The organism is Stenotrophomonas sp. YJH_SMC_43 (assembly GCF_059372535.1).
The window spans coordinates 1-25,236 of record NZ_JCAFVQ010000002.1 but is presented as its reverse complement, the minus strand read 5'-3'; the positions used below and the strand labels follow the sequence as shown (position 1 = coordinate 25,236).

Genomic DNA, 25,236 nt, shown 5'->3' with positions numbered 1-25,236 from the left:
CGCTGCGGACAGCCAGCTGAATGGGCCCCATGACCGGCGTGAAATCCACCTTTTCGCGAATCGTCAAGTTCGACGTATAATGTTGGACTTCTTTTTCCAAATCCGGCGCCGACTGGCCCCCTTTCGTATGTCCATCGAAAATCTTCGCAACATCGCCATCGTCGCCCACGTCGACCATGGCAAGACCACCCTGGTCGACCAGCTGCTGAAGCAGTCCGGCACCCTGTCCGAGCGCACCGTCCTCGCCGAGCGCGTGATGGACAGCAACGACCAGGAAAAGGAACGCGGCATCACCATCCTGGCCAAGAACACCGCCATCACCTGGGAAGACAAGAAGACCGGCATCAAGAACCGGATCAACATCGTCGACACCCCCGGCCACGCCGACTTCGGTGGTGAGGTCGAGCGCGTGCTGTCGATGGTCGACACCGTGCTGATCCTGGTCGATGCGATGGACGGCCCGATGCCGCAGACCCGCTTCGTGACCCAGAAGGCCTTCGCGATGGGCTTCAAGCCGATCGTCGTGGTCAACAAGGTCGACCGTCCGGGCGCCCGTCCGGAATGGGTGATCGACCAGGTCTTCGACCTGTTCGACAAGCTCGGCGCGACCAACGAGCAGCTGGACTTCCCGATCGTCTACGCCTCGGGCCTGAACGGCTACGCCGGCCTGGAAGACACCGTGCGCGACGGCGACATGACCCCGCTGTACGAAGCGATCATGCAGCACGCGCCGCGTCCGGAAGTGGACCCGGAAGGCCCGTTCCAGATGCGCATCAGCCAGCTGGACTACAACAACTTCGTGGGCGTGATCGGCATCGGCCGCATCCAGCGCGGCACCCTGAAGAAGAACATGCAGGTCGCGGTCATCGACCGTGAAGGCAAGAAGCGCAACGGCAAGGTGCTGCAGGTGCTGGGCTTCATGGGCCTGGAGCGCATCGAGCAGGATTCGGCCGAGGCCGGCGACATCGTGGCCATCTCCGGCATCCAGGAGTTGACCATCTCCGACACCATCTGCGCGCCGGACTTCCCGGAAGCCCTGCCGGCGCTGACCGTCGACGAGCCGACCATCTCGATGACCTTCCAGGTCAACAACTCGCCGTTCGCCGGCAACAAGGACCTGTCCGGTGGCAAGTTCCTGACCAGCCGCCAGATCAAGGACCGCCTGGACCGTGAAAAGGTCCACAACGTGGCCCTGAAGGTCGAGCAGCTGGAAGACGCTGACAAGTTCCTGGTCTCCGGCCGTGGCGAACTGCACCTGTCGGTGCTGATCGAGAACATGCGTCGCGAAGGCTACGAGCTGGCCGTGTCGCGCCCGGAAGTGATCATCAAGGAAATCGACGGCCAGATGATGGAGCCGATCGAGCAGCTGGTGGTGGACATCGAAGAAATCCACCAGGGCGGCGTGATGGAAAAGCTGGGCACCCGCAAGGGCCAGCTGAAGAACATGGAATCGGACGGCAAGGGCCGCGTGCGCCTGGAATACTCGATCCCGGCCCGTGGCCTGATCGGCTTCCAGAACGAGTTCAAGACCCTGACCCAGGGTTCGGGCCTGCTGTTCCACGTGTTCGACCACTACGGTCCGAAGGAACAGGGCGCGATTGCCAAGCGCATCAACGGCGTGATGATCGCCAATGCGCCGGGCACCACGCCGGCCTACTCGCTGGGCCCGCTGCAGGAACGCGGCAAGCTGTTCGCAGCTGAAGGCGACAACGTGTATGAAGGTCAGCTGGTCGGCATCCACTCCAAGGACAACGACCTGACCGTCAACGCGATCAAGACCAAGCCGCTGACCAACATGCGCGCTTCGGGCAAGGACGATGCGATCCAGCTGACCCCGGCGATCAAGTACTCGCTGGAACAGGCCCTGGACTTCATCGAAGACGACGAGCTGGTCGAGATCACCCCGAAGGAGATCCGTCTGCGCAAGAAGTTCCTGACCGAAAGCGACCGCAAGAAGGCTTCGCGCGGCGGCTGAGCCAGCACCCCGTGAACCAGAGCGGCTACAACCCGGATCCACACCGGCATCCGGGTCTCCATGTCATCGCCCTGCTCGAAGCGAGCAAGGCGATGCTGGCGCTGTTGGCCGCCACCGGGCTGGAAGTGCTCGGACCGCAGCCGCTACGGCACGGCATCATGGCCCTGATCCGGCGTTTCAGCCTGGATCCGGACCATGGCACCCTGCCCTCGCTGCTGCACATGATCAGCCCCGACGCGGTCCACCTGGCCGCGGCGGGGATGATCGGCTACGGCCTGCTGCACCTGGTTGAGGCCTGGGGCCTGTGGCGGGCCAAGGCCTGGGCTTCCTGGCTGGGCTGCCTGACCGCCGCCCTGTACCTGCCGTTCGACATCTTCGCGATCATCCGCCATCCCGGCTGGCCGTCGTGGACGATCCTGGCGATCAACCTGATCGTGGTCTACGTCCTCGCCCGCGACCTGCGCAAGCGTCACCGCTGAGCACCCGCTACACTGGGGATTGGAGCCGACCAAGCCGCCCCATGCGCCCGTCCTTGCCGCCTCTGCTGACCTGCCTGCTCGCCGCGCTGCCGGCGCTGCTTTCGGCTGGCTGCAGCCCGGCCACGCCCAGCGCGCATGCGGCCGAACCTGCGAGCCGCAACGTGCCGTTCCCGTACGCCGAAACCGATGTTGCCGACCTGCAGGCGCGAATGTCCGCCGGTGAACTGGACAGCACCACCCTGACCCAGGCCTACCTGCAGCGCATCGCGGCCCTGGACCGCACCGGGCCGCGCCTGCGCGCAGTGATCGAGCTCAACCCCGATGCCCCGAAGGAAGCCGCCGCGCGCGACCGCGAGCGCCGCGAAGGACGCCTGCGCGGCCCGCTGCATGGCATCCCGCTGCTGCTGAAGGACAACATCAACGCCGCGCCGATGGCCACCAGCGCCGGCTCACTGGCCCTGCAGGGCTTCCGTCCGGACGATGCCTACCTGGTGCGCCGGCTGCGCGAAGCCGGTGCGGTGGTGCTGGGCAAGACCAATCTGAGCGAATGGGCCAATTTCCGCGGCAATGACTCCATCTCCGGCTGGAGCGCGCGCGGTGGCCAGACCCGCAATCCCTATCGGCTGAGTCATTCGCCCTGTGGCTCCAGCAGCGGCAGCGCGGTGGCCGTGGCCGCCAACCTCGCCAGCGTGGCGATCGGTACCGAGACCGATGGCAGCATCGTCTGCCCGGCGGCGATCAACGGCGTGGTCGGCCTGAAGCCAACCGTCGGCCTGGTCAGCCGCGACGGCATCATCCCGATCTCCTTCAGCCAGGACACTGCCGGGCCGATGGCACGCAGCGTCGCCGACGCTGCCGCCGTGCTGACCGCGATCGCCGGCCGCGATGATGCCGACCCGGCCACCGCGACCATGCCCGGCCGCGCGGTCTACGACTACACCGCACGCCTGGACCCGCAGGGCCTGCGCGGCAAACGCATCGGCCTGCTGCAGACGCCGCTGCTGAAGTACCGCGGCATGCCGCCGCTGATCGATCAGGCAGCGACCGAGCTGCGTCGCGCTGGTGCCGTCGTGGTCCCCGTCGAGTTGCCCAACCAGGGCGCCTGGGCCGAAGCCGAGCGCACGCTGCTGCTGTACGAATTCAAGGCCGGGCTGGAGCGCTACTTCAGCACCCACCGCGCGCCGTTGCGCAGCCTGGCCGAACTGATTGCCTTCAACCAGGCGCACAGCAAGCAGGAACTGGGCCTGTTCGGCCAGGAGCTGCTGGTAGAGGCCGATGCCACTGCTGGCCTGGCCGACCCCGCCTACATCCGCGCGCGCAGCGATGCGCGCCGCCTGGCCGGCCCGGAAGGCATCGACGCCGCCCTCGCCGCCCACCAGCTCGACGCGCTGGTCGCACCCACCACCGGTGTGGCATGGCCGATCCGCAGCGAAGGCGACGACTTCCCCGGCGAGAGCTACAGCGCGGCCGCCGTGGCCGGCTATCCCAGCCTCAGCGTACCGATGGGCCAGATCGATGGCCTGCCGGTCGGCCTGCTGTTCATGGGCACCGCCTGGAGCGAGCCGAAGCTGATCGAAATGGCCTACGCCTACGAGCAGCGCACGCGCGCACGGCGCCCGCCGCACTTCGATACCGATGCATTGATCGACGCCGGCGAGCCGTGATCGTGTTTCTGTAGAGCCGAGCCCACGCTCGGCTTCACCGGAAAATCGAAAGCGGCCGAGCATGGCCCGGCTCTACAGAGGCTGGTCAGGCTCCGCCGGCACGATCGCCGCTTCACCATCCTCCGCGCCAGGCGAACGCACATCCGCGGTGCGCGCACGTGGGCCGCGCGGCATATCCAGCTCGTCTTCGTGTTGCAGCCGCGCACGCACCTGCGGCAGCGACTGCGGATGCTCACGCGCGAGGAAGTCGAGCATGCGCTCGCGTACCAGGCAACGCAGGTCGAATGCATCACCGGAGCTGCGCGCGCTGACCAGCAGTCGCACCTGGATCGCACGCTCGCTGGTCTCGGTCACCTGGGTCACGCAGACCCGGCCATCCCACAGCGCTTCGCCACGACAGATGCGCTCCAGTTCGGCGCGGATCGCCGCGATCGGCGCCCGGTAGTCCAGCCACAGAAACGCAGTGCCGAGCAGATCGGCACTGCGCCGCGTCCAGTTCTGGAACGGGTTCTCGATGAACCAGGTCAACGGCACCACCATCCGCCGCTCATCCCAGATGCGCACCACCACGTAACTGCTGCCGATCTCCTCGATGCGGCCCCATTCGCCTTCGACGATCACCACGTCATCCAGGCGGATCGGCTGCGTCACTGCAATCTGCAGGCCAGCGATCAGGTTGCCGAACACCGGCTTGGCCGCGATACCGGCCACCAGACCGATCAGGCCCGCCGAGGCCAGCAGCGCGGTACCGATCTTCTGCACCATCGGGAAGGTCAGCAGCACCAACGACGCGCCCAGGACGACGATGCCGCCCATCAGCACACGACTGAGCACCCGCGTCTGCGTCTGGATGCGGCGCGCCTCCAGGTTATCGGAGACATCGATGGGATGGCTGCGCAGGATCGCGCGCTCACCGGCCGCCACCGCACGTACCAGCAACCAGATGAAGCAGGCAGTCAACGCGATGTGCAGCACATGCTGCAGATGGCCCAGCAACGGATCCTGCAGCGGCGTGGCCTGCAGGGCGGGAATCAACAGCAGCAGCGGCCATGCAGTGGCCATCGGCAGCCCCAGCACACGACCGATGCGCGCACGCCGGCGATCACGCCCTTTCAGCCGATGGTAGATCCACAGGATCAGCCACGCACCGATGCCACCCACTACTGCTGCCAATCCCAACGGCCATGCGTAGGCCTGTGCGCTTTGCCAGTGCACTGTTGCCACCTCCACTCGAACAGCCAAGCAGACAGCCTCGCGCATGGGGCATGAGTGTCACGTCAGTCGTTCGTAAGAAGGGTGTTGGTCGGCAGGGCTTGCAGCCCTGCACCTGCTGTAGTGCCGGCCGCTGGCCGGCAACCTCAACAGCAACAGCAGAAGCGTGTTTCCTGTGGGATGGCGGGGAGGGTCCGGTTGCGGGAGACGCCGTAAACCCTTCCATGGGGGCTTGGCCGCGGCATCCATGCCGCGGACACTCCCGCAACCGGACCCACCCCGCCTTCGAAAGTTTCCTGCGATCTGTCTGCACTTTTGTAGAGCCGAGTCATGCTCGGCTCAAATCTCACAGATATCGAAATATCCGATTTCATTGGAAACTCATCCACGCATGGCGTGGATCCACCGTGTCGACCAAGGTCGACACCTACCAACAGCCGCAGGAATCTGTCAGAGACGGGGCGGTGTCGGAGTGCGGGGTGTCAGCCGCATGGATGCGGCTGCCAAGCCTACATGGACGTACTTGCGGCGTCCCCGCACTCCGACACCGCCCCGCCATCCCACGGAATGCCCGCTTCTGCCGTTGCTGTTGCTTCGGCTTCTGGCAGGTGCAGGGCTGCAAGCCCTGCCGAAAAACCCTTACCGCACTTGCTCCTGCTTGCGGACGATCGCCATCGCGATCTCCAGCGACTGCTCGTAATTCAACCGCGGGTCCACCGTTGAACGATACGCGCGCTCCAGGTCACGCTCGGTCAGTTCGCGCGCGCCACCGGTGCACTCGGTCACGTCTTCGCCGGTCAGCTCCAGGTGCACACCCCCCAGGCGCGTGCCTGCGGCCGCATGCAGATCGAACGACATCTCCACTTCGCCACGCACATTGTCGAAGCGACGTGTCTTGAAACCGTTGGCGGTGCTTTCGGTGTTGCCATGCATCGCATCGCACACCCACAGCACGCGACGGCCATCGCGCTTGACCGCATCCAGCAGCGGCGGCAGCTTCTCGGCGATCTGCGCCGCACCCATGCGGTGGATGAAACTCAGGCGGCCCGGTTCGTCATGCGGGTTGAGCACGTCGATCAGGCGCAGCAGCTGGTCCGGCGTCACCGATGGGCCGACCTTGATCGCGATCGGATTGCGCACGCCACGCAGGTATTCCACGTGTGCGCCATCGAGCGCAGCGGTGCGCATGCCAATCCACGGGTAATGCGTGCTCAGGTTCAACCAGCCCTGCTGGCGCGGCACCTGCCGGGTCAGCGCCTGCTCGTAGGGCAGCAGCAACGCCTCGTGCGAGGTGTAGAAATCGATGCGGTTGAGGTTGTGCACGCGGGCCCCAGCCAGAGTCTCCATGAAGTGCACCGCATCACCGATCGAGGCCACCATCTTCTGGTACTCGGCGGCCAGCGGCGAGTGGCTTACCCACTCCAGGTTCCAGTACTCGGGGTGGTGCAGGTCGGCGAAGCCACCATCGATCAGCGCCCGCACGAAGTTCATCGTCATCGCGGAGTGCGCGTGGGCCTGCAGCATCCGCTTCGGGTCCGGCAGGCGCGCCGCCTCGGTGAAGGCCGGCGCGTTGATCACATCGCCGCGGTAGCTCGGCAGCGTCACACCGTCGCGGGTCTCGGTATCGGCCGAACGCGGCTTGGCGTACTGGCCGGCGAAACGACCGACGCGGATCACCGGCTGGCGCAGGCCGTGAACCAGCACCAGGCTCATCTGCAGCAGCACCTTCAGGCGGTTGGAGATGGTGCCCGATTCGCAGTCGCTGAAATTCTCGGCGCAGTCGCCACCCTGCAGCAGGAAGCGCTTGCCCTCCTGGGCCTCGGCCAGCTGCTGCTTCAGCGCCAGGATCTCCCACGAGGTGACCAGCGGCGGCAGCCGCTTCAGCTCGTGCAGGGCAGCGTCCAGCGCCACAGGGTCCGGGTAGGTCGGCATCTGCAGCGCGGTCTTGCCACGCCAGCTCTCCGGCGACCAGGCAGCGCCGGTGGCCGCTGCGACGGGATCGGGGACAGGCGAAACGGCGGACAGGCTCATTGCAGGCTTCCGGAGGTGAGAGACGTTCATGGTCGCAGAGCCGACCGCTGTCGCAAAGGGTCGAACGGCGTCTGCACATGACTGAACGCCGGGGAAAGGGCATCGCGATCGGCCAAAAGCGGCATGCCCACGGCCAGCCGGACAGGCGCATGATTCGCCACGCACTGTTACGAAGTAACACTCAATTCCCATTGGCCCCTTCCACAGCGTATCCGCCATGAAGCCCTCCCTGCTCGCTACCGGCATCACCTTCGCCCTGACCCTGGCCAGCCTGCCCTCCCTCGCTGTGGCCGCCGATGCCGCCGCTCCCGTGAAGGACCTCGACACGGTCACCGTCAGCGCCCAGCTCGACCAGGCCCGCAACGCACTGTCGCCGGACATCGGCAGCAGCCAGTACCAGATCACCGCCGAGGACATCCAGAAGCAGCCGCTGGGCGCCTCCGCGCCGCTCAGCCAGGTGCTGCTGCAGGCGCCGGGCGTGGTCCAGGATTCCTATGGTGGCGTGCACGTGCGCGGCGACCACGCCAATCTGCAGTACCGCATCAACGGCGTGCTGTTGCCCGAATCGATCTCCGGCTTCGGCCAGACCCTGGATGCGCGCACGATCAAGAGCATCCGGCTGATGGACGGGGCATTGCCAGCACAGTTCGGCGAGCGCACCGCCGCGGTGGTCGACATCACCACCCGCAGTGGCGCCGAGCTCGGCAATGGCGGCAGCGTCGGCATCACCACCGGCTCGTTCGGCAAGGTCAATCCGAATGCCTCATGGTGGGGCTCGCAGGGGCGCTGGAGCTGGTTCCTGACCGGCAACTACGACCAGAACGAAATCGGCCTGGAGAACCCGACCCGTTCGCGCAAGCCGGAGCATGACGATACCCACCAAGGCAAGGCGTTCGCCGACCTGACCTATCTGGTCAACGACACCACCCGCCTGAGCGTGTTCGCCGGCTTCGCCAACAACCGCTTCCAGATTCCGGTCAACCCCGGCCAGACGCCGCAGTTCGGCTACCTGGACACCACCACCTTCGATTCCAGCCAGCTGGATGAGACCCAGCGCGAGACCACGCGCTTCGGCATGCTGGTGCTGCAGGGCACACTGGGCGACACCGCCTACCAGGTCTCGGCCGGGCAGCGATACAGCGATGTCGGCTTCAATCCCGATGTGGTCGGCGATCTGGTGTTCAGCGGCGTCGCCTCGCAGGTCCAGCGCAGCAACCGCGCCAACACCCTGCAGGCCGACTTCTCCACCCCACTGGGCAACGACCACACATTGCGCTACGGCCTGTACGGCAACTACGAGAACGCGCGGGCCAGCAACAACAGCTGGGTATTCCCGGTTGATGATGCCGGCCAGCAGTCCAGCACCACACCGCTGCTGATACCTGACCGCAGCGCGTTCCATGCCAGCACGCTGGCGTTGTACGTGCAGGACGAATGGAAGCTCGGCGACGACTGGACCGTGAACTACGGCCTGCGTGGCGACCGCTACAAAGCCTTCGGCCACACCGAGGGCCAGCTCAGCCCGCGCGTGGGCGTGGTCTGGAATGCCAGCGACAGCACCACCGTGCACGCCGGCTATTCACGCTACTTCACGCCGCCGGCCAGCGAACTGATCGCCAGCAGCGACATCGCGCTATACGACGGCACCACCAACCAGCAGCCCAGCGGCGGCAACAACACGCCGCTGGCCGAGCGCAGCGACTACTACGACATCGGCGTCTCGCAGCAACTGGGCGAGCACCTGACCCTGGGCCTGGATGCGTATGACCGACGCGTCGCCCGCCTGCAGGACGAAGGGCAGTTCGGCGCCGCCTACATCTATTCGACCTTCAACTATCGCCGTGGCCATATCCGCGGCCTGGAGTTCAGTGCCGACTACAGCAACGGTCCGTTCAGCGCCTACTTCAACGCCGCGCTGAACAAGGCCATCGGTACCGACGTCATCACCGGCCAGTACAACCTCGATCCGGACGCGCTGGCCTATGTGGCCAACCACTGGATCCACCTCGACCACGACCAGAAGCTGACGTCGTCCGGTGGCCTCAGCTACGCCTTCGCCGGGCACAACCGGATCGGGGCCAACTACGTGTTCGGCAGCGGCCTGCGTTCGGACATCGAGGGCGTGCCCAATGGTGGCGAGCTGCCGTCCTACCTGCAGGTGAATCTCAGCGCCGGACACGATTTCAACGCCGACAGCGGTCATCCGCTGCACGTGCAGCTGGCCGTGATCAACGCACTGGATCGCAGCTACCAGCTGCGTGATGGCGGCGGTGTCGGCGTGTTCGCCCCGCAGTGGGGGCCGCGCCGTGGCGCTTACCTGAGCCTGCAGCAGGACTTCTGAGGTAGCGCCGGCCGCTGGCCGGCATTGCCACGGAGTGCCGGCCAGCGCCCGGCACTGCCCTGCTTCAGCGCTTGACCTTGCGCAGCGACACCACCAGCGCCCACAACGCCAGCAGCACGAACCACACGCCCGACCACATCGGCATGGTCAGGCCCAGGAACGTCCAGTCGATGTTGCCGCAGTTGCCGGTACCGGTCAGCACGGTGCGGAACACTTCCAGCGGCCCCATGGTCTCGCTCAGGAAGGCCAGCGGCGGGCCACAGGTGGAACCCATTTCCGGCGGCAGCATCTGCACGTAGACGTGGCGCGCGGCGATGCCGACGCCCACTGCGGCGGCTATGAAGGCCAGCACGCCATAGGTCGCGCGGCCGGGACGGTTGGAAGGCCCGTGCAGTGCACCGATCAGGAACAGCAGCCCCAGCGCGGCAAATGCCAGGCGCTGGAAGATGCACAACGGACACGGCTCCAGGCCCATCTTCAGCTGCAGGAAGATCGCGTAGCCGAGCAGGCCCGCGCAGATCAGGAAGCCCAGGAAGAACTGGGCGCGGAAGGGCCAGCGCAGTGGATTCATCGTCAACGCTCGAATGGATCAGGCGCCAAGCGTAACCGAGAGTGCGCGCCGTCTGAACCGCCACAGGTGACGCCTGTCGGAACGGTGTGGGTCGCATTGTGCCGCAGGTAGCGCCGGGCCATGCCCGGCGAGCGTAGCGGATACGGAAACGCCGGGCATGGCCCGGCGCTACCAGAACGCAAAAGCCCGGCAGAGGCCGGGCTTTCGCTGTGTCGCGTTGGAGCAGTCCGATTACTCGGCCACTTCCTCGGCCACGACCGGACGGTCGACCAGCTCGACGTAGGCCATCGGCGCGTTGTCGCCGGCGCGGAAACCGCACTTCAGTAGACGCAGGTAGCCGCCCGGACGGTTCGCGTAGCGCGGGCCCAGGATGGTGAACAGGTTGCCCACGGCTTCGTTGTCGCGCAGGCGGGCGAAGGCCAGACGGCGGTTGGCGACGGAGTCGACCTTGGCCAGGGTGATCAGCGGCTCGGCAACGCGGCGCAGTTCCTTGGCCTTCGGCAGGGTGGTCTTGATCAGCTCGTGCTTGAACAGCGAGGCAGCCATGTTCTTGAACATCGCTTCGCGGTGGGCGCTGGTGCGGCTGAACTTACGGCCAGACTTCTGGTGACGCATGGTGATATTCCTTGGTTAATGATGAGGCTGTGCGGATCGTTGTCGCCTTCCTGGCGTTGCTGCGCGGACTGCGGTTGGTCCTGGCCGCCCGTCCTGGACGACCTGCCCCGCGAACCTGCGGTTCGTCGTGGCATGTTGTGTTGCGTTGAAGGCCCCACCGCGAACGGTGGAGCCTTCAGGCATTACCGATATCAGCCCAGCATGCCGTGGCTGGCGACACCGGCCGGCGGCCAGTTCTCCAGCTTCATGCCGAGCGACAGGCCGCGCTGAGCCAGCACTTCCTTGATCTCGGTGAGCGACTTCTTGCCCAGGTTCGGGGTCTTCAGCAGCTCCACTTCGGTCTTCTGGATCAGATCGCCGATGTAGTAGATGCTTTCAGCCTTCAGGCAGTTGGCCGAACGCACGGTCAGCTCCAGATCGTCGATCGGGCGCAGCAGCACCGGATCCACGCCGTTGTTGGCCGGCTTCGCCGCACCGCGGTCGCGGTGGGTGAAGTCACCGAACACCGACAGCTGGTCGCTGAGGATGTCGGCGGCGGTGCGCACGGCTTCCTCGGCGTCGATGGTGCCGTTGGTCTCGATATCGATGACCAGCTTGTCCAGGTCGGTACGCTGTTCGACGCGGGCCGCTTCAACGGCATAGGCGACGCGGCGGACCGGCGAGAACGAGGCATCCAGGACCAGGCGGCCGATGGCACGGGTTTCTTCATCCGGACGACGACGCGCGGCAGCCGGCTGGTAGCCGAAACCACGTTCGATCTTCAGACGCATGTTGATCGCCGTATCCTTGGTCAGGTGGCAGATCACGTGTTCGCCGTTCAGGATCTCCACATTGTGGTCGACCTTGATATCGGCAGCGGTGACAACGCCCGGGCCCTGCTTGGACAGGGACAGGGTGGCGCTGTCGCCGGAGTGCATACGGATGGCCACGTCCTTCAGGTTCAGCAGGACTTCGAGCACGTCCTCCTGCAGACCTTCGACCGTGGTGTACTCATGCAACACGCCGTCGATTTCGACTTCCGTGATGGCGAAGCCCGGGATGGACGACAGCAGCACGCGACGCAGGGCATTACCCAGCGTATGCCCGTAACCCCGCTCCAAAGGTTCGATAACGACCTTTGCACGGGTGTCGGTAAGGCGTTCGATCTGCGGACCGCGAGGACGCAGAACCTGGTTGGCGGTAACCGTCATGTTGCGGGTTCTCCTAGTGAACCCCCGGCCGTCGCCGGGGGCTCTCCAATGTGAATTACTTCGAATACAGCTCGACGATCAGCGCTTCGTTGATGTCCGCAGGCAGATCCGAACGATCCGGAACAGCCTTGAAGATGCCGGTGAACTTGCCGGAATCCACTTCAACCCACGACGGGCTCAGGTCATGCTGGGCGGCGACGGTCAGGGCTTCCTGGACGCGCAGCTGCTTGGCAGCCTTTTCAGACAGGGCGATGGCGTCGCCAGCCTTGACCTGGTACGAAGCCAGGTTGACCGACTTGCCATTCACGGTGACGCCGCGGTGCGACACCAGCTGACGGGCAGCCGGACGGGTCACGGCGAAGCCCATGCGGTAGACGACGTTGTCCAGGCGGGTTTCCAGCAGCTGCAGCAGGTTCTCGCCGGTGTTGCCCTTCTTGGTCGAGGCCTTCTTGTAGTAGTTGCGGAACTGACGCTCCAGCAGGCCGTAGATACGCTTGACCTTCTGCTTTTCACGCAGCTGGGTGGCGTAGTCGGACAGCTTGCCCTTGCGGGCAGTGGCGCCGTGCTGGCCGGGCTTCTGCTCCAGCTTGCACTTCGAGTCCAGCGCACGCGCCGGGCTCTTCAGGGACAGGTCGGCGCCTTCGCGACGGGCGAGCTTACAGGTAGGACCGATATAACGAGCCATTTCTTATCGCTCCCTTTAGACGCGACGCTTCTTCGGCGGACGGCACCCGTTGTGCGGGATAGGCGTCACGTCGATGATGTTGGTGATCTTGTAGCCGACGTTGTTCAACGAACGCACGGCCGACTCACGGCCCGGACCCGGGCCCTTGATGCGGACTTCCAGCGACTTCACGCCGTAGTCCAGCGCAGCACGACCGGCCTTTTCAGCAGCCACCTGGGCAGCGAACGGGGTCGACTTGCGCGAACCGCGGAAGCCAGCGCCACCGGAGGTCGCCCACGACAGAGCGTTGCCCTGGCGGTCGGTGATGGTGACGATGGTGTTGTTGAACGAAGCGTGGACGTGGGCAACGCCGTCGGTGACGACGCGCTTGATCTTCTTCTTGGTCTTAGCAGCGGGCTTAGCCATTTCTCAGTCCCTTACTTCTTGATCGCCTTGCGCGGACCCTTGCGGGTGCGGGCGTTGGTACGGGTGCGCTGGCCACGCAGCGGGAGGCCACGACGGTGACGCAGGCCGCGGTAGCAGCCCAGGTCCATCAGGCGCTTGATCGCGATGCCGATCTCACGGCGCAGATCGCCTTCCACGATGTACTTGCCGACTTCGGCGCGCAGGCGCTCGATTTCCGGCTCCGACAGATCGCGGATCTTGGTGGTCGAAGCAACGCCTGCGACTTCGCAGACCTTCTTCGAACGGGTACGGCCGATGCCGTAAATGCTTTGCAACCCGACCCAGACGTGCTTCTGGGCTGGCAGGTTGACGCCTGCAATACGCGCCATGACGCGGTTCTCCAGCTGAGTGATGGCCGACAGCGCGCCTCGGGCACGCCAATCCGGCAGGATGGATCAAAAAAGTGAACTAGCGATACTAACAAGGTTCCGGTTTACATGGAAGCCCGTGAAACCATTGGTTTCATGAACCCGGCCTGGGGAGTGTGCCCAGGCTCCGGCGCCGGATGGGGTTGGACCTGGGGTTTCCCCCGGAGCCGCCCGCGCTACTCCAGCGCGGGACCACCTCATCACACCCCCACCCGGAACCGCTGCGGGGGCCGCCCTTCGTTTGTGTGGCCGGAGTCCGCGAAGCGGAGGGACCATCACGTCAGGAAGACGAAAGTATAACAGGCCAATCAGCCGCGGGCAAAACCGCCGCGGTTGCCGCCCTTCAGGTTGGCCTTCTTCAGCAGGCTCTCGTACTGGTGGGACATCAGGTGCGCCTGCACCTGGGCGATGAAGTCCATCACCACCACCACCACGATCAGCAGCGAAGTACCGCCGAAGTAGAACGAGGCGTTCAGCTGCGTGCGCATCAGTTCCGGCAGCAGGCAGACGATCACCAGGTAGGCCGAGCCGGCCGCGGTCAGGCGGGTCAGCACGCCGTCGATGTAGTCGGCAGTGGCCTTGCCCGGACGGATGCCCGGAATCAGCGCGCCCGACTTCTTCAGGTTGTCGGCGGTTTCCTGCGAGTTGAACACCAGCGCGGTGTAGAAGAACGCGAAACCGGTGATCAGCGCGGCGAAGACGATCATGTGCAGCGGCTCGCCCGGGCCCAGCGCGTTGGCGACCTTCTGCAGGACCTGGCCGAAGCTGCTCTGGTTGGCGGCCTGGCCGGACCACATGGCCAGGGTGGCCGGGAAGGCCAGCAGGCTCGAGGCGAAGATCGCCGGGATGACGCCGGCCATGTTGAGCTTCAGCGGCAGGAACGAGGTCTGGTTCATGTACGCATTGCGACCGCCCTGGCGGCGCGCGTAGTTGACCGTGATCCGGCGCTGGCCACGCTCGACGAACACCACGAAGAAGGTGAAGGCGAGCACGACGATGGCGATCAGCAGCAGCTGGATGAACTGGATGTTGCCGTCGCGGTAGGCGTCGAAGGTGTGGATGATCGCACCCGGCAGGCCAGCGACGATACCGGCGAAGATGATCAGCGACACACCGTTGCCGATGCCGCGCTCGGTGACCTGCTCACCGACCCACATCAGGAACATGGTGCCGGCGGTCAGCGCGACCACGGCGGTGAGCACAAAGCCCATGCCCGGTGCGTACACGACCGGAGCGCCCGACGGCGAGACCTGGCCCTGCAGGGCCAGCGCGATCGAACCGCCCTGCACCACTGCCAGCAGCACGGCGCCGATGCGCGAATACTGGGTGATCTTGCGGCGGCCGGACTCACCTTCCTTCTGCATCGCCTTCAGGGCGGGGAAGATGTGCACGGCCAGCTGCATCACGATCGATGCCGAGATGTACGGCATCACGTTCAGCGCGAAGATGCTGAAACGGTGCAGGGCGCCGCCCGAGAACATGTTGAACATGTCCACGATGCCGCCGCCCTGCTGTTGCATCATGGCAAGCATGGCATCGGGATTGACGCCCGGCACCGGCACGTAGCAGCCGATGCGATAGACGATCAAAGCCCCGACGACGAACAGCAAACGTTGGCGAAGTTCAGTGAACTTGCCCATTCCGCCCGCGAGGTTACCGATGCCAGCTTGCGCCATGATTTTCTTACTCCGTTACGCTGCCGCCGGCAGCTTCGATCGCGGCCTTGGCACCCGCCGTGGCAGCGATACCCTTCAGGGTGAACGCCTTGGTCACTTCGCCCTTGACGACGACCTTGGCCTTCTTCGCAGTGCTCGGGACCAGCTTGGCAGCACGCAGGGCGGCGAAGTCGATCTCACCGGCCGGCAGCTTGTCCAGCGCGTACAGCAGCACTTCAGCGGTGTCCTTGGCGATCGGCGAACGGAAGCCGATCTTCGGCAGACGACGCTGCATGGGGGTCTGGCCGCCTTCGAAGCCAGCCTTGATCTTGCCGCCACCCTTACGGGCGAACGAACCCTTGTGGCCGCGGCCGGCAGTCTTGCCCAGGCCCGAGCCGATACCGCGACCGACGCGGGTGCGCTCGGTGCGGGCGCCCGGTGCCGGGCTCAGTTCATTGAGACGCAGAGTCATGATCGATTACTCCTCAACCTTGACGAGGTAGTGAACGGTGTTGATCAGACCGCGAACCTGCGGGCTGTCCTTCAGTTCACGCACATCGTTGAGCTTGTTCAGACCCAGAGCACGCACCGACAGGCGGTGACGCGACTGGGTACCACGCAGGCCGCGCACCAGGCGCACCTTCACAGTCTTGTTGGACTCATTAGCCATGGTTGAGTTCCTCCACCTTCTTGCCGCGCTTGGCCGCGATGCGGGCCGGCGACTGCGCAGCAGACAGGCCCTTCACGGTGGCACGGACCAGGTTGATCGGGTTGCGCGAACCGGTGGCCTTGGCCAGCACGTTCTTCACGCCAACGGCTTCCAGCACGGCGCGCATGGCACCGCCGGCGATGACGCCGGTACCTTCCGAAGCCGGCTGCATGAACACGCGGGCTGCGCCGTGACCATCCTTGATGGTGTGCCACAGGGTGCCGTTGTTCAGGTCAACGCTGACCAGGTTCTTGCGGGCCTGTTCCATCGACTTCTGGATGGCGACCGGCACTTCGCGGGCCTTGCCATAACCGAAACCGACCTTGCCTTCGCCGTCGCCGACCACGGTCAGGGCGGTGAAGGTGAACTGGCGGCCACCCTTGACGGTCTTGCTGACGCGGTTGACCGCGACCAGCTTTTCGATCATGCCGTCGTCGATCTTCTCTTCGCGGTTACGGTCGCGATCGCGACCCCGCTGCTGACGCTCTTCTGCCATGTTGATTCCTTGGTTGTTTGGGTATGTACGGCTCGAGGCCGCTTATGGTTGTGGAATGTCGCGTTGTTCCGGTGGACCACTGCAGAAGAGTGGCGCCGTCCCGCCTCACTCAGGCGGGCGAGCAGGCGGGCAGGAGACCACAGGTCCCCTGCCCTTATCCCTTAGAACTGCAGGCCGGCTTCGCGGGCGGCTTCTGCCAGGGCCTTGATGCGGCCGTGGTAGCGGTAGCCCGAACGATCGAAGGCAACCTTCTCGATGCCGGCGGCCTTGGCGCGCTCGGCAACGATGCGGCCGACCTTGGCGGCGGCGTCGGCGTTCTTGCCGTTCTTCAGGCCTTCCATGACGTCGGTCTGGGTGGTGTTGGCGGCAGCCAGCACCTTGGAACCGTCGGCGGTGAAGACCTGGGCGTACAGGTGCTGGCCGGTGCGCAGCACCGACAGGCGGGCGACGCCGAGCTCACGGATGTGGGCGCGGGTCGACTTGGCGCGACGCAGGCGGGCGATGTTCTTGTTCATGATGTTTTTCCTTTGAAAGCGGAAGTGCCTAATTAGGCCTTCTTGGCTTCCTTACGGATGATGACTTCGTCGGAGTACTTCACGCCCTTGCCCTTGTACGGCTCCGGCTTGCGGAACGCACGGATCTTGGCGGCAACTTCACCGACGACCTGCTTGTCAGCGCCCTGGACCAGGATCTCGGTCTGGGTCGGGGTGGTGATGGTGATGCCTTCCGGCGCCACGAACACGACCGGGTGCGAGAAACCGAGCGACAGGCTCAGGTCCTTGCCCTGCATGGCAGCACGGTAACCCACGCCGACCAGCTCCAGCTTGCGCTCGAAGCCTTCGGACACGCCCTTGACCATGTTGGCCAGGATCGCACGCACGGTACCGGTCAGTGCGACCAGCTCGGCGTTCTCGGTGCTCAGGGTGGCAACGCCGTTGTCGACGTTGATGGCAATACCGGCCGGCTTGGCCAGCGACAGGGAGCCCTTCGGGCCCTTGGCGGTGACGCTGTCCGACTGGACGTTCAGTTCAACCTTACCCAGGTCGATCGGCTTCTTGGCTACGCGGGACATAGTTCTACTCCTTTCGCCTTAGGCCACGAAGCACAGGACTTCGCCGCCGACGCCCAGCTGGCGCGCCTGCGCATCAGTCATGATGCCCTTGGAGGTGGAAATGATGGAGATACCCAGGCCGTTCATGACCTTCGGCAGCTCGCTCTTGCCGCGGTACTGGCGCAGGCCCGAACGCGAGAAGCGCTTCAGGGTCGCGATGACCGGCTTGCCTTCGAAATACTTCAGCACGATTTCCAGCTCGGACTTGTTGTTCTCCAGCTGGGTCACGCGCAGGTCGGTGATGTAACCCTCGTCCTTCAGGACCTGGGCGATCGCAACCTTGATCTTGGACGACGGGGCTTTCACCGTCTGCTTGCCAACCGCGGCCGCATTCTTGATGCGGACCAGCAGGTCGGCGATGGGATCAGTCATGCTCATATGAGTACCTTTGAGTGCACCGATATCCGCTTTCGCGAAAATCTGTTGTCTCCTGGAAACGGGCCAGGTCCCTTGATGCAGCGGGCCGAAAGCCCACTCCTACAACCCCGTTTGCACAGGGCAAGACGCGGGAGTATACGCCAAAAGAGCCCGGCTTGCGCCGGGCTCTTCGGTTTTTTTACGTCGGGAAGGCTGAACGCCTCCCCTGCCCGGTTCAGGAACCCCCGGAGGGGCTCCTGATCGCAGGGCCGGCTGGGATTACCAGCTGGCCTTGCGCAGACCCGGGACGTCGCCACGCATGGTGGCTTCACGCAGCTTGTTACGGCCCAGGCCGAACTTGCTGTAGACGCCACGCGGACGACCCGACAGCTCGCAACGGTTGCGCTGACGGCTCGGCGACGAATCGCGCGGCAGCTTGGCCAGCTTGGTTGCGGCGTCGATCTTCTCTTCGTAGGTCGCGTCCACGGAGGACACGATCTTCTTCAGAGCTGCACGCTTTTCAGCGTACTTCTTTGCCAGCTTTTCCCGCTTGATGTCGCGGTTGACCATGGAGGTCTTTGCCATTTCGGTTTCCTCGACGGATCAGTTACGGAACGGGAACTTGAACGCTGCCAGCAGCGCCTTCGCTTCCGCATCGGTCTTCGCAGTGGTGGTGATGGCGATATCCATACCGCGGATCGCGTCGACGGCGTCGAAGTCGATTTCCGGGAAGATGATCTGCTCCTTCACACCCATGTTGAAGTTGCCGCGGCCGTCGAAGGAACGACCGGAAACACCACGGAAGTCGCGCACGCGCGGCAGCGAGATGTTGATCAGGCGATCCAGGAACTCGTACATCTTGTGGCGACGCAGCGTGGTCTTGCAGCCGATCGGCCAACCATCACGGATCTTGAACGACGCAACCGACACACGCGACTTGGTGACAACCGGCTTCTGGCCGGAAATCTTGGTCATGTCGCCGACGGCGTTTTCCAGGATCTTCTTGTTGGTGGCCGCTTCGCCGACACCCATGTTCAGGGTGACCTTGACCAGCTTCGGCACTTCCATCGGATTGGTGTAGCCGAACTGCTTCATCAGCGCCGGCACCACTTCGTCCTTGTAGAACTTTTCGAGACGGGAACTCATCTTCTCATTCCTCAGGCGTCGAGCGCCTCACCGCTGGAGCGGAACACACGCAGTTTGCGTCCATCCTCCAGCACCTTGAAGCCAACGCGTTCGCCCTTGCCCGAAGCCGGGTTCAGAACATTCACGTTGGAGATATGGATCGAAGCTTCGCGCTCGACCACGCCGCCGGCAACACCTGCCTGCGGGTTCGGCTTGGTGTGGCGCTTGACGATGTTCACGTTGGCGACGACCACACGGTCGCCGTCGACGCGGACGACTTCGCCCTGCTTGCCCTTGTCCTTGCCAGCGTTGACGACAACCTGGTCGCCCTTCTTGATACGGTTAGCCATGATTATCTCCTGTCGCTCACAGCACTTCGGGAGCGAGCGAGACGATCTTCATGAACTTCTCCGAACGAAGTTCACGGGTCACCGGCCCGAAGATACGGGTACCGATCGGCTCCTGCTTGCTGTTCAGCAGAACGGCAGCGTTGCCGTCGAAGCGGATCAGCGAGCCGTCGGCGCGACGCACACCCTTGCGGGTACGCACCACGACGGCGTCATACACTTCACCCTTCTTGACCTTGCCGCGCGGAATCGCATCCTTCACGGTGACCTTGATGATGTCGCCGATGCCGGCGTAACGGCGCTTGGAACCACCCAGCACCTTGAAGCACATCACCTGCTTGGCACCCGAATTGTCCGCGACGTCAAGGTAGCTCTGCATCTGGATCATGATTCAGACTCCTTATTCAGCCGCACGCGTGATGACTTCCACCACGCGCCAGTTCTTGGTCTTGGACATCGGAGCAATCTCGGTCACGCGGACGACATCGCCTTCCTTGCAGGCGTTGTCGGCATCGTGGGCGTGCAGCTTCGTCGAGCGCTTGATGTACTTGCCGTACAACGCGTGCTTGACCTGACGCTCAACCAGGACGGTAACCGTCTTGTCCATCTTGTTGCTGACGACACGGCCTTCGACCGTGCGCAGCGTCTTCTTTTCAGTATTGTCGCTCATAGCGGCCATCCTTACTTCGTGCTGCCGAGCAGGGTCTTGACGCGAGCAATCTCGCGACGGACCCGGCGAATGTCGTGGGTCTTCGGCAGCTGGCCGGTGACCTGCTGCATACGGACAGAGAACTGTTCCTTACGCAGGTCGATCAGGTGGGCCTTGAGTTCGTCAGCCGACTTTTCACGGAGAGTTTTGATATCCATCAGCGCACCGTACGGGTCACGAAAGTGGTGGTGACCGAGAGCTTGGCGGCGGCCAGGCGGAACGCCTCGCGAGCCACTTCCTCGGAAACACCCTCGATTTCATAGATCATGCGGCCGGGCTGGATCTGGGCCACCCAGTATTCCACGTTACCCTTACCAGAACCCATTCGGACTTCGATGGGCTTCTTGGTGATGGGCTTGTCGGGGAACACGCGGATCCACATCTTGCCGCCGCGCTTGACGTAGCGGCTGATCGAGCGGCGGGCCGCTTCGATCTGACGCGCGGTCAGCTGACCGTGTGCGGTTGCCTTCAGGCCGTATTCGCCGAAGCTGACAGCGTTGGCGCTCCAGCTCAGGCCATCGTTACGGCCCTTGTGTACCTTGCGGTACTTGGTTCGCTTGGGTTGCAACATTGTCGTTACCTCGCTTCACGGGCCGGGCGCTGACGGTCACCACGGTCGCCGCGATCGTGACGATCGTTGCGCGACGGGGTGTCGTCCTGCTTTTCCTGGCCAACCTGGGAGAAATCGAAGACCTCGCCCTTGTAGATCCAGACCTTGATGCCGATGATGCCGTAGGTCGTCTTGGCTTCAGCGAAGCCATAGTCGATGTCGGCACGCAGGGTGTGCAGCGGCACGCGGCCTTCGCGGTACCACTCCGAACGGGCGATTTCTGCACCGTTGAGGCGGCCACCGACGTTGACCTTGATGCCCAGGGCACCCAGGCGCATCGCGTTGCCGACCGAGCGCTTCATTGCACGGCGGAACATGATGCGACGCTCCAGCTGCTGGGCGATCGACTCGGCAACGAGCTGCGCGTCCAGTTCCGGCTTACGCACTTCGGTGACGTTGATGTGCGCCGGGACGCCCATCATCTCGCTCACTTCCTTGCGCAGCTTCTCGATGTCCTCACCGCGCTTGCCGATCACCACGCCCGGACGGGCGGTGTGGATCGTCACGCGAGCGGTCTTGGCCGGACGCTCGATCAGGATCTTGCTGATGCCGGCCTGAGCCAGCTTCTTGCGCAGCATGTCGCGCACTTTCAGGTCGGCTGCCAGGTAACCAGCGAACTCGGCCTTGTTGGCGTACCACTTGGAGTTCCAGTCCTTGGAAATGCCGAGGCGGATACCAATCGGATGAACTTTATGACCCATGGTCTTTTCCTTATCCGCTTACTTGGCGGCGCCCACAACCACAGTGATGTGGCTGGTGCGCTTGAGGATGCGGGTACCGCGGCCTTTCGCCCGCGCCATGAAACGCTTCAGGGTCGGACCTTCATCAACCATGATGGTCTGAACCTTCAGCTCGTCGACGTCGGCGCCCTGGTTGTTTTCGGCATTTGCAATAGCCGACTCCACCACCTTCTTGATCAGGTGGGCAGCCTTCTTGTCCGAGAACTTCAGCAGGTTGACCGCACGCTCGGCCGGCAGACCGCGCACCTGGTCAGCGACCAGACGAGCCTTCTGCGGGGAGATGCGCGCAGTGCGCAGGATGGCTTTCGCTTCCATTGTCATCTCTCCTTACTTGCCCGACTTCTTGTCACCACCGTGACCCTTGAAGGTCCGGGTGATGGCAAATTCGCCGAGTTTGTGGCCGACCATGTTCTCGTTGACGAGAACCGGGATGTGGTTCTTGCCGTTATGCACGGCAATGGTGACGCCTACCATGTCAGGCAGGATCATCGAACGGCGCGACCAGGTCTTGATCGGCTTCTTGCTGCCCGCAGCGGCCTCCACCTTCTTGACGAGGTGGTGATCGACGAACGGGCCCTTCTTGAGTGAACGTGCCATGGTCGATTAGCCCCTACGATCGCGGACGATGAACTGCTGAGTGCGCTTGTTATGGCGCGTCTTGTAACCCTTGGTCGGGACACCCCACGGGGTGACCGGGTGCGGATTACCCTGGCCGGCCTTCGCCTCACCACCACCGTGCGGGTGGTCAACCGGGTTCATGGCAGCACCACGAACGGTCGGGCGGACGCCGCGCCAACGCTTGGCACCGGCCTTGCCCAGCTTCTCCAGGCTGTGCTCGTCGTTGCCGACTTCGCCGATGGTGGCGCAGCACTCGACCGGAACCTTACGCATTTCACCCGAGCGCAGGCGCAGGGTGGCGTAGATGCCTTCACGAGCCACCAGCTGCACGGCCGCACCCGCGGCGCGAGCGATCTGAGCGCCCTTGCCCGGCTTCAGTTCGATGCAGTGGATGGTGGTGCCGACCGGGATGTTGCGCAGCGGCAGGGTGTTGCCGGCCTTGATCGGGGCATCCGAACCAGCGATCACCTGATCACCAGCCTTCAGGCCCTTCGGGGCGATGATGTAGCGACGCTCACCGTCGACGTAGCACAGCAGAGCGATGTGCGCGGTGCGGTTCGGATCGTATTCGATGCGTTCCACGCGCGCCGGGATGCCCAGCTTGTTGCGCTTGAAGTCGATGATGCGGTAGTGCTGCTTGGCACCACCACCGACGTGACGCACGGTGATGCGGCCATGGTGGTTACGACCACCCGAGCGGCTCTGCGACTCGACCAGCGCAGCGTGCGGAGCACCCTTGTGCAGGTCGGGAGTGACCACGCGCACGGCCGAACGGCGGCCGGGGGAAGTGGGCTTGAATTTCATCAATGGCATGGGATGTACCTCAGGCCTTGGCCGTTACATCGATCGACTGGCCATCGGCCAGGCGAACGTACGCCTTGCGCCAATCGCCGCGGCGGCCAGCACGGTTACGGAAGGACTTGTTCTTGCCCTTGACGTTGACCACGTTGACGGCTTCGACCTTGACGTCGAACAGCTGCTCAACCGCGGCCTTTACATCGGCCTTGGTGGCTTCGTTCGAAACTTCGAAGACATACTGGTTGGAGAGTTCCTGCAGGCGCGCGGTCTTTTCGGAGACACGCGGGGCACGCAGCACGCTGAAGATTTTTTCGTTGCTGTTCATGCCAGCCACTCCTCGACCTTCTTGACCGCGTCAGCGGTGATGACGACCGTGTCGGCACCCACCAGCGAGACCGGATCCAGACCCTGGACGTCACGCACCTGCACGTACGGCAGATTGCGGGCGGACAGGTACAGGTGCTCGGACGCTTCTTCGGTGACGATCAGCGGGCGCTTGCCCACTTCCAGGCCGGCCAGCTTGGCGATCAGACCCTTCGTGTTGGTCACTTCGACGTCGAAGGACTCCACGATGGTCAGACGGCCCTGACGGTTCAGCTCGGACAGGATCGCGCACATGGCGGCACGGTACTGCTTACGATTGACCTTCTGCTCGAAGCTGCGCGGCTTGGCCGCGAAGGTGACACCGCCGCCGACGAAGATCGGAGCCGTCAGTGCGCCATGACGCGCGCCGCCACCCTTCTGCTTCTTCGACTTCTTGGTGGTACCAGCCACTTCGGAGCGAGTCTTCTGTGCCTTGGTGCCGGCGCGACCGGCGTTGCGGTAGGCAACGACGACCTGGTGGACCAGATCTTCGCTGAAATCGCGACCGAACACGGCGTCGGAGACCGAGACCTTGTTGTTGCTACCCGTGATAACGAGTTCCATCGTCATCTCTCCTTATGCCTTGCTCGCCGGACGGACGATCACGTCGCCACCCGCCGCGCCCGGAACGGCGCCGCGAACGGCGATCAGACCGCGCTCGACGTCGACCTTGACCACTTCCAGGTTCTGGGTGCTCTGCTGCACCGCGCCCATGTGGCCCGACATCTTCTTGCCCGGGAAAACGCGACCCGGGGTCTGGCGCTGACCCAGCGAACCCGGCGCGCGATGCGACAGCGAGTTACCGTGGGTTGCATCGCCCATACGGAAGTTGTGGCGCTTGATGGTGCCCTGGAAGCCCTTACCCTTGGTGACACCCTGGACGTCGACGATCTGGCCGACTTCGAAGATGTCCGCCTTGACTTCGCCGCCAACGGCGAAATCGCCGAGCTGCGCGTCTTCAACGCGGAATTCCCACAGGCCACGACCCGCTTCCACCTTCGCCTTGGCGAAGTGGCCGGCTTCCGGCTTGTTGACCAGGGCAGCGCGACGCGCGCCGACGGTCACCTGCACGGCGCTGTAGCCGTCGGTTTCGACGGTCTTGATCTGCGCGATGCGGTTCGGGGTTGCTTCGATCAGGGTCACCGGGATGGAGCGGCCATCTTCAGTGAACACGCGGCTCATGCCGGCCTTGCGGCCCACGAAGCCCAACGAATACTTCTTCGTCATGGTCGTAGTCCTCAGGTCAGCTTGATCTGAACGTCGACGCCGGCAGCCAGTTCGAGCTTCATCAGCGCGTCCACGGTCTTGTCATTCGGGTCAACGATATCGAGCACGCGCTTGTGCGTGCGGGTCTCGTACTGGTCACGCGCGTCCTTGTCGACGTGCGGGGAAACGAGAACGGTGTAACGCTCGATCTTGGTCGGCAGCGGGATCGGGCCACGCACTTGCGCGCCGGTCCGCTTTGCCGTTTCAACGATCTCGCTGGCCGAACGGTCGATCAGACGATGATCGAACGCTTTCAGCCGGATCCGGATCTTTTGGTCCGCCATGGCGGTAGGTTCCTTCGTTAAAAGAGCGACAGACAAAGCCTCTGGGTTGCTTTGTCCCATGAAATTCCTGAATACGGACGGCCCACACTCCTGCAGGCCGACAAGGTCACTCCATAGACCTCAAAAACGTAGGCAGACCCGTTCCCAGGCCTGCCCAGACGTAGAAGCATAATGGCACGCAAGGCAGCTGTCAACAGTCGCCTGTTGACGCCGCCTGAATGGCATTGACCCTTCCTGGTCCGGGGAACACAAGGCACATCCTGTGCCTGCTTTCCCATTTGATACGCCCCGATGCCCTACCCAGGCAACATCGGGGCGCAGATACTACCAGATTACTCGATGATCTTCGAGACCACGCCGGCGCCGACGGTACGGCCGCCTTCGCGGATGGCGAAGCGCAGGCCTTCGTCCATTGCCACCGGGTTGATCAGGGTGACGACCATCTTGACGTTGTCACCCGGCATCACCATTTC

General features: G+C 64.1%; 35 protein-coding genes. 4 read left to right on the top strand and 31 right to left on the bottom strand.

The window, feature by feature from the left end:
* The first annotated feature begins 127 nt into the window (after positions 1-127).
* Genes typA through AC5QAH_RS06395 form a run of 3 tightly spaced genes read left to right on the top strand, consistent with a single transcriptional unit; the run spans position 128 to position 4,118 of the window.
* Positions 128-1,975, top strand: coding sequence for a translational GTPase TypA (gene typA, locus AC5QAH_RS06405; protein WP_010483969.1), 1,848 nt, complete (start codon positions 128-130; stop codon positions 1,973-1,975).
* 11 nt (positions 1,976-1,986) lie between these two features.
* Positions 1,987-2,454: a DUF2127 domain-containing protein gene (locus AC5QAH_RS06400; protein ID WP_005408223.1), complete on the top strand. Its 468-nt coding sequence runs from the start codon at positions 1,987-1,989 to the stop codon at positions 2,452-2,454.
* 41 nt (positions 2,455-2,495) lie between these two features.
* Positions 2,496-4,118, top strand: coding sequence for an amidase (locus tag AC5QAH_RS06395; protein WP_495232198.1), 1,623 nt, complete (start codon positions 2,496-2,498; stop codon positions 4,116-4,118).
* Between the two features lie 72 nt (positions 4,119-4,190).
* On the opposite strand, the gene AC5QAH_RS06390 is transcribed toward AC5QAH_RS06395, so the two are convergent.
* Positions 4,191-5,378 (bottom strand): mechanosensitive ion channel family protein, encoded by a 1,188-nt coding sequence (locus AC5QAH_RS06390; RefSeq protein ID WP_343236870.1) that lies wholly within the window; start codon positions 5,376-5,378, stop codon positions 4,191-4,193.
* 591 nt (positions 5,379-5,969) lie between these two features.
* Positions 5,970-7,361: a class II 3-deoxy-7-phosphoheptulonate synthase gene (locus AC5QAH_RS06385; protein ID WP_010483972.1), complete on the bottom strand. Its 1,392-nt coding sequence runs from the start codon at positions 7,359-7,361 to the stop codon at positions 5,970-5,972.
* A 217-nt stretch (positions 7,362-7,578) separates the two neighbouring features.
* Between AC5QAH_RS06385 and AC5QAH_RS06380 the strand changes: the two genes are divergently transcribed.
* Complete coding sequence (locus tag AC5QAH_RS06380) at positions 7,579-9,702, top strand: TonB-dependent receptor domain-containing protein (RefSeq protein ID WP_019338160.1); 2,124 nt, start codon at positions 7,579-7,581, stop codon at positions 9,700-9,702.
* Positions 9,703-9,766: 64 nt separating this feature from the next.
* Here the strand turns inward: AC5QAH_RS06380 and AC5QAH_RS06375 are convergent, their stop codons facing one another.
* From AC5QAH_RS06375 to AC5QAH_RS06235, 29 genes are all read right to left on the bottom strand, one after another.
* Positions 9,767-10,273 (bottom strand): disulfide bond formation protein B, encoded by a 507-nt coding sequence (locus tag AC5QAH_RS06375; RefSeq protein ID WP_010483974.1) that lies wholly within the window; start codon positions 10,271-10,273, stop codon positions 9,767-9,769.
* 231 nt (positions 10,274-10,504) lie between these two features.
* Positions 10,505-10,888: a 50S ribosomal protein L17 gene (rplQ, locus tag AC5QAH_RS06370; RefSeq protein ID WP_005408217.1), complete on the bottom strand. Its 384-nt coding sequence runs from the start codon at positions 10,886-10,888 to the stop codon at positions 10,505-10,507.
* A gap of 191 nt (positions 10,889-11,079) precedes the next feature.
* Positions 11,080-12,078 (bottom strand): DNA-directed RNA polymerase subunit alpha, encoded by a 999-nt coding sequence (locus AC5QAH_RS06365; protein WP_010483975.1) that lies wholly within the window; start codon positions 12,076-12,078, stop codon positions 11,080-11,082.
* A gap of 55 nt (positions 12,079-12,133) precedes the next feature.
* Complete coding sequence (gene rpsD, locus AC5QAH_RS06360; protein ID WP_004145446.1) at positions 12,134-12,763, bottom strand: 30S ribosomal protein S4; 630 nt, start codon at positions 12,761-12,763, stop codon at positions 12,134-12,136.
* Between the two features lie 15 nt (positions 12,764-12,778).
* Positions 12,779-13,168 carry a 30S ribosomal protein S11 gene (gene rpsK, locus AC5QAH_RS06355; protein ID WP_004145443.1) on the bottom strand — a complete coding sequence of 130 codons (390 nt, stop codon included), beginning with the start codon at positions 13,166-13,168 and terminating at the stop codon, positions 12,779-12,781.
* A gap of 11 nt (positions 13,169-13,179) precedes the next feature.
* A complete protein-coding gene (gene rpsM / locus AC5QAH_RS06350) occupies positions 13,180-13,536 on the bottom strand; it encodes a 30S ribosomal protein S13 (protein ID WP_004154500.1) in 357 nt (118 codons plus the stop codon).
* Between the two features lie 347 nt (positions 13,537-13,883).
* Positions 13,884-15,251, bottom strand: coding sequence for a preprotein translocase subunit SecY (gene secY / locus AC5QAH_RS06345; RefSeq protein ID WP_005408215.1), 1,368 nt, complete (start codon positions 15,249-15,251; stop codon positions 13,884-13,886).
* A gap of 7 nt (positions 15,252-15,258) precedes the next feature.
* Positions 15,259-15,702, bottom strand: coding sequence for a 50S ribosomal protein L15 (rplO, locus tag AC5QAH_RS06340; protein ID WP_004154498.1), 444 nt, complete (start codon positions 15,700-15,702; stop codon positions 15,259-15,261).
* Positions 15,703-15,708: 6 nt separating this feature from the next.
* Entirely contained in the window at positions 15,709-15,900 is a 192-nt protein-coding gene (gene rpmD, locus AC5QAH_RS06335; RefSeq protein ID WP_004154497.1) for a 50S ribosomal protein L30, read from the bottom strand.
* Entirely contained in the window at positions 15,893-16,435 is a 543-nt protein-coding gene (gene rpsE / locus AC5QAH_RS06330) for a 30S ribosomal protein S5 (protein WP_005408213.1), read from the bottom strand. Before rpsE ends, rpmD begins: the two co-directional genes overlap by 8 nt.
* Before the next feature lie 161 nt (positions 16,436-16,596).
* Positions 16,597-16,950, bottom strand: coding sequence for a 50S ribosomal protein L18 (gene rplR / locus AC5QAH_RS06325; RefSeq protein WP_010483976.1), 354 nt, complete (start codon positions 16,948-16,950; stop codon positions 16,597-16,599).
* Between the two features lie 32 nt (positions 16,951-16,982).
* Positions 16,983-17,507, bottom strand: coding sequence for a 50S ribosomal protein L6 (gene rplF, locus AC5QAH_RS06320; protein ID WP_010483977.1), 525 nt, complete (start codon positions 17,505-17,507; stop codon positions 16,983-16,985).
* 18 nt (positions 17,508-17,525) lie between these two features.
* A complete protein-coding gene (gene rpsH / locus AC5QAH_RS06315) occupies positions 17,526-17,924 on the bottom strand; it encodes a 30S ribosomal protein S8 (protein WP_005408210.1) in 399 nt (132 codons plus the stop codon).
* 258 nt (positions 17,925-18,182) lie between these two features.
* On the bottom strand, positions 18,183-18,488 hold the full coding sequence (rpsN, locus tag AC5QAH_RS06310) for a 30S ribosomal protein S14 (protein ID WP_005408209.1): 306 nt from the start codon (positions 18,486-18,488) through the stop codon (positions 18,183-18,185).
* 18 nt (positions 18,489-18,506) lie between these two features.
* The gene (gene rplE, locus AC5QAH_RS06305; RefSeq protein ID WP_004154491.1) at positions 18,507-19,049 is read right to left on the bottom strand and encodes a 50S ribosomal protein L5; all 543 of its coding nucleotides are present in this window, start codon (positions 19,047-19,049) and stop codon (positions 18,507-18,509) included.
* Between the two features lie 11 nt (positions 19,050-19,060).
* The gene (gene rplX, locus AC5QAH_RS06300; protein WP_004154490.1) at positions 19,061-19,378 is read right to left on the bottom strand and encodes a 50S ribosomal protein L24; all 318 of its coding nucleotides are present in this window, start codon (positions 19,376-19,378) and stop codon (positions 19,061-19,063) included.
* Between the two features lie 16 nt (positions 19,379-19,394).
* A complete protein-coding gene (gene rplN, locus AC5QAH_RS06295; RefSeq protein WP_004145357.1) occupies positions 19,395-19,763 on the bottom strand; it encodes a 50S ribosomal protein L14 in 369 nt (122 codons plus the stop codon).
* A gap of 12 nt (positions 19,764-19,775) precedes the next feature.
* Positions 19,776-20,045: a 30S ribosomal protein S17 gene (gene rpsQ / locus AC5QAH_RS06290; protein WP_004154489.1), complete on the bottom strand. Its 270-nt coding sequence runs from the start codon at positions 20,043-20,045 to the stop codon at positions 19,776-19,778.
* Positions 20,046-20,056: 11 nt separating this feature from the next.
* Positions 20,057-20,242: a 50S ribosomal protein L29 gene (gene rpmC / locus AC5QAH_RS06285; RefSeq protein WP_004154487.1), complete on the bottom strand. Its 186-nt coding sequence runs from the start codon at positions 20,240-20,242 to the stop codon at positions 20,057-20,059.
* A complete protein-coding gene (gene rplP / locus AC5QAH_RS06280; protein WP_004154486.1) occupies positions 20,242-20,655 on the bottom strand; it encodes a 50S ribosomal protein L16 in 414 nt (137 codons plus the stop codon). Before rplP ends, rpmC begins: the two co-directional genes overlap by 1 nt.
* Before the next feature lie 5 nt (positions 20,656-20,660).
* Positions 20,661-21,395, bottom strand: coding sequence for a 30S ribosomal protein S3 (gene rpsC, locus AC5QAH_RS06275; protein WP_005415414.1), 735 nt, complete (start codon positions 21,393-21,395; stop codon positions 20,661-20,663).
* A gap of 18 nt (positions 21,396-21,413) precedes the next feature.
* Entirely contained in the window at positions 21,414-21,749 is a 336-nt protein-coding gene (gene rplV, locus AC5QAH_RS06270; protein WP_004145348.1) for a 50S ribosomal protein L22, read from the bottom strand.
* A 12-nt stretch (positions 21,750-21,761) separates the two neighbouring features.
* Positions 21,762-22,031: a 30S ribosomal protein S19 gene (gene rpsS, locus AC5QAH_RS06265; protein ID WP_004154485.1), complete on the bottom strand. Its 270-nt coding sequence runs from the start codon at positions 22,029-22,031 to the stop codon at positions 21,762-21,764.
* A gap of 6 nt (positions 22,032-22,037) precedes the next feature.
* Positions 22,038-22,865: a 50S ribosomal protein L2 gene (gene rplB / locus AC5QAH_RS06260; RefSeq protein WP_004145339.1), complete on the bottom strand. Its 828-nt coding sequence runs from the start codon at positions 22,863-22,865 to the stop codon at positions 22,038-22,040.
* A gap of 10 nt (positions 22,866-22,875) precedes the next feature.
* Positions 22,876-23,175 (bottom strand): 50S ribosomal protein L23, encoded by a 300-nt coding sequence (gene rplW / locus AC5QAH_RS06255; RefSeq protein WP_004145338.1) that lies wholly within the window; start codon positions 23,173-23,175, stop codon positions 22,876-22,878.
* Positions 23,172-23,777: a 50S ribosomal protein L4 gene (gene rplD, locus AC5QAH_RS06250; protein ID WP_004145337.1), complete on the bottom strand. Its 606-nt coding sequence runs from the start codon at positions 23,775-23,777 to the stop codon at positions 23,172-23,174. Before rplD ends, rplW begins: the two co-directional genes overlap by 4 nt.
* Before the next feature lie 12 nt (positions 23,778-23,789).
* On the bottom strand, positions 23,790-24,440 hold the full coding sequence (rplC, locus tag AC5QAH_RS06245) for a 50S ribosomal protein L3 (protein ID WP_004145336.1): 651 nt from the start codon (positions 24,438-24,440) through the stop codon (positions 23,790-23,792).
* Positions 24,441-24,451: 11 nt separating this feature from the next.
* Positions 24,452-24,763, bottom strand: a complete 312-nt coding sequence (rpsJ, locus tag AC5QAH_RS06240) for a 30S ribosomal protein S10 (protein WP_005408208.1) — start codon at positions 24,761-24,763, stop codon at positions 24,452-24,454.
* A 332-nt stretch (positions 24,764-25,095) separates the two neighbouring features.
* Positions 25,096-25,236: EF-Tu C-terminal domain-related protein (locus AC5QAH_RS06235; RefSeq protein WP_487247787.1), on the bottom strand; the 141-nt coding region annotated here is incomplete at its 5' end.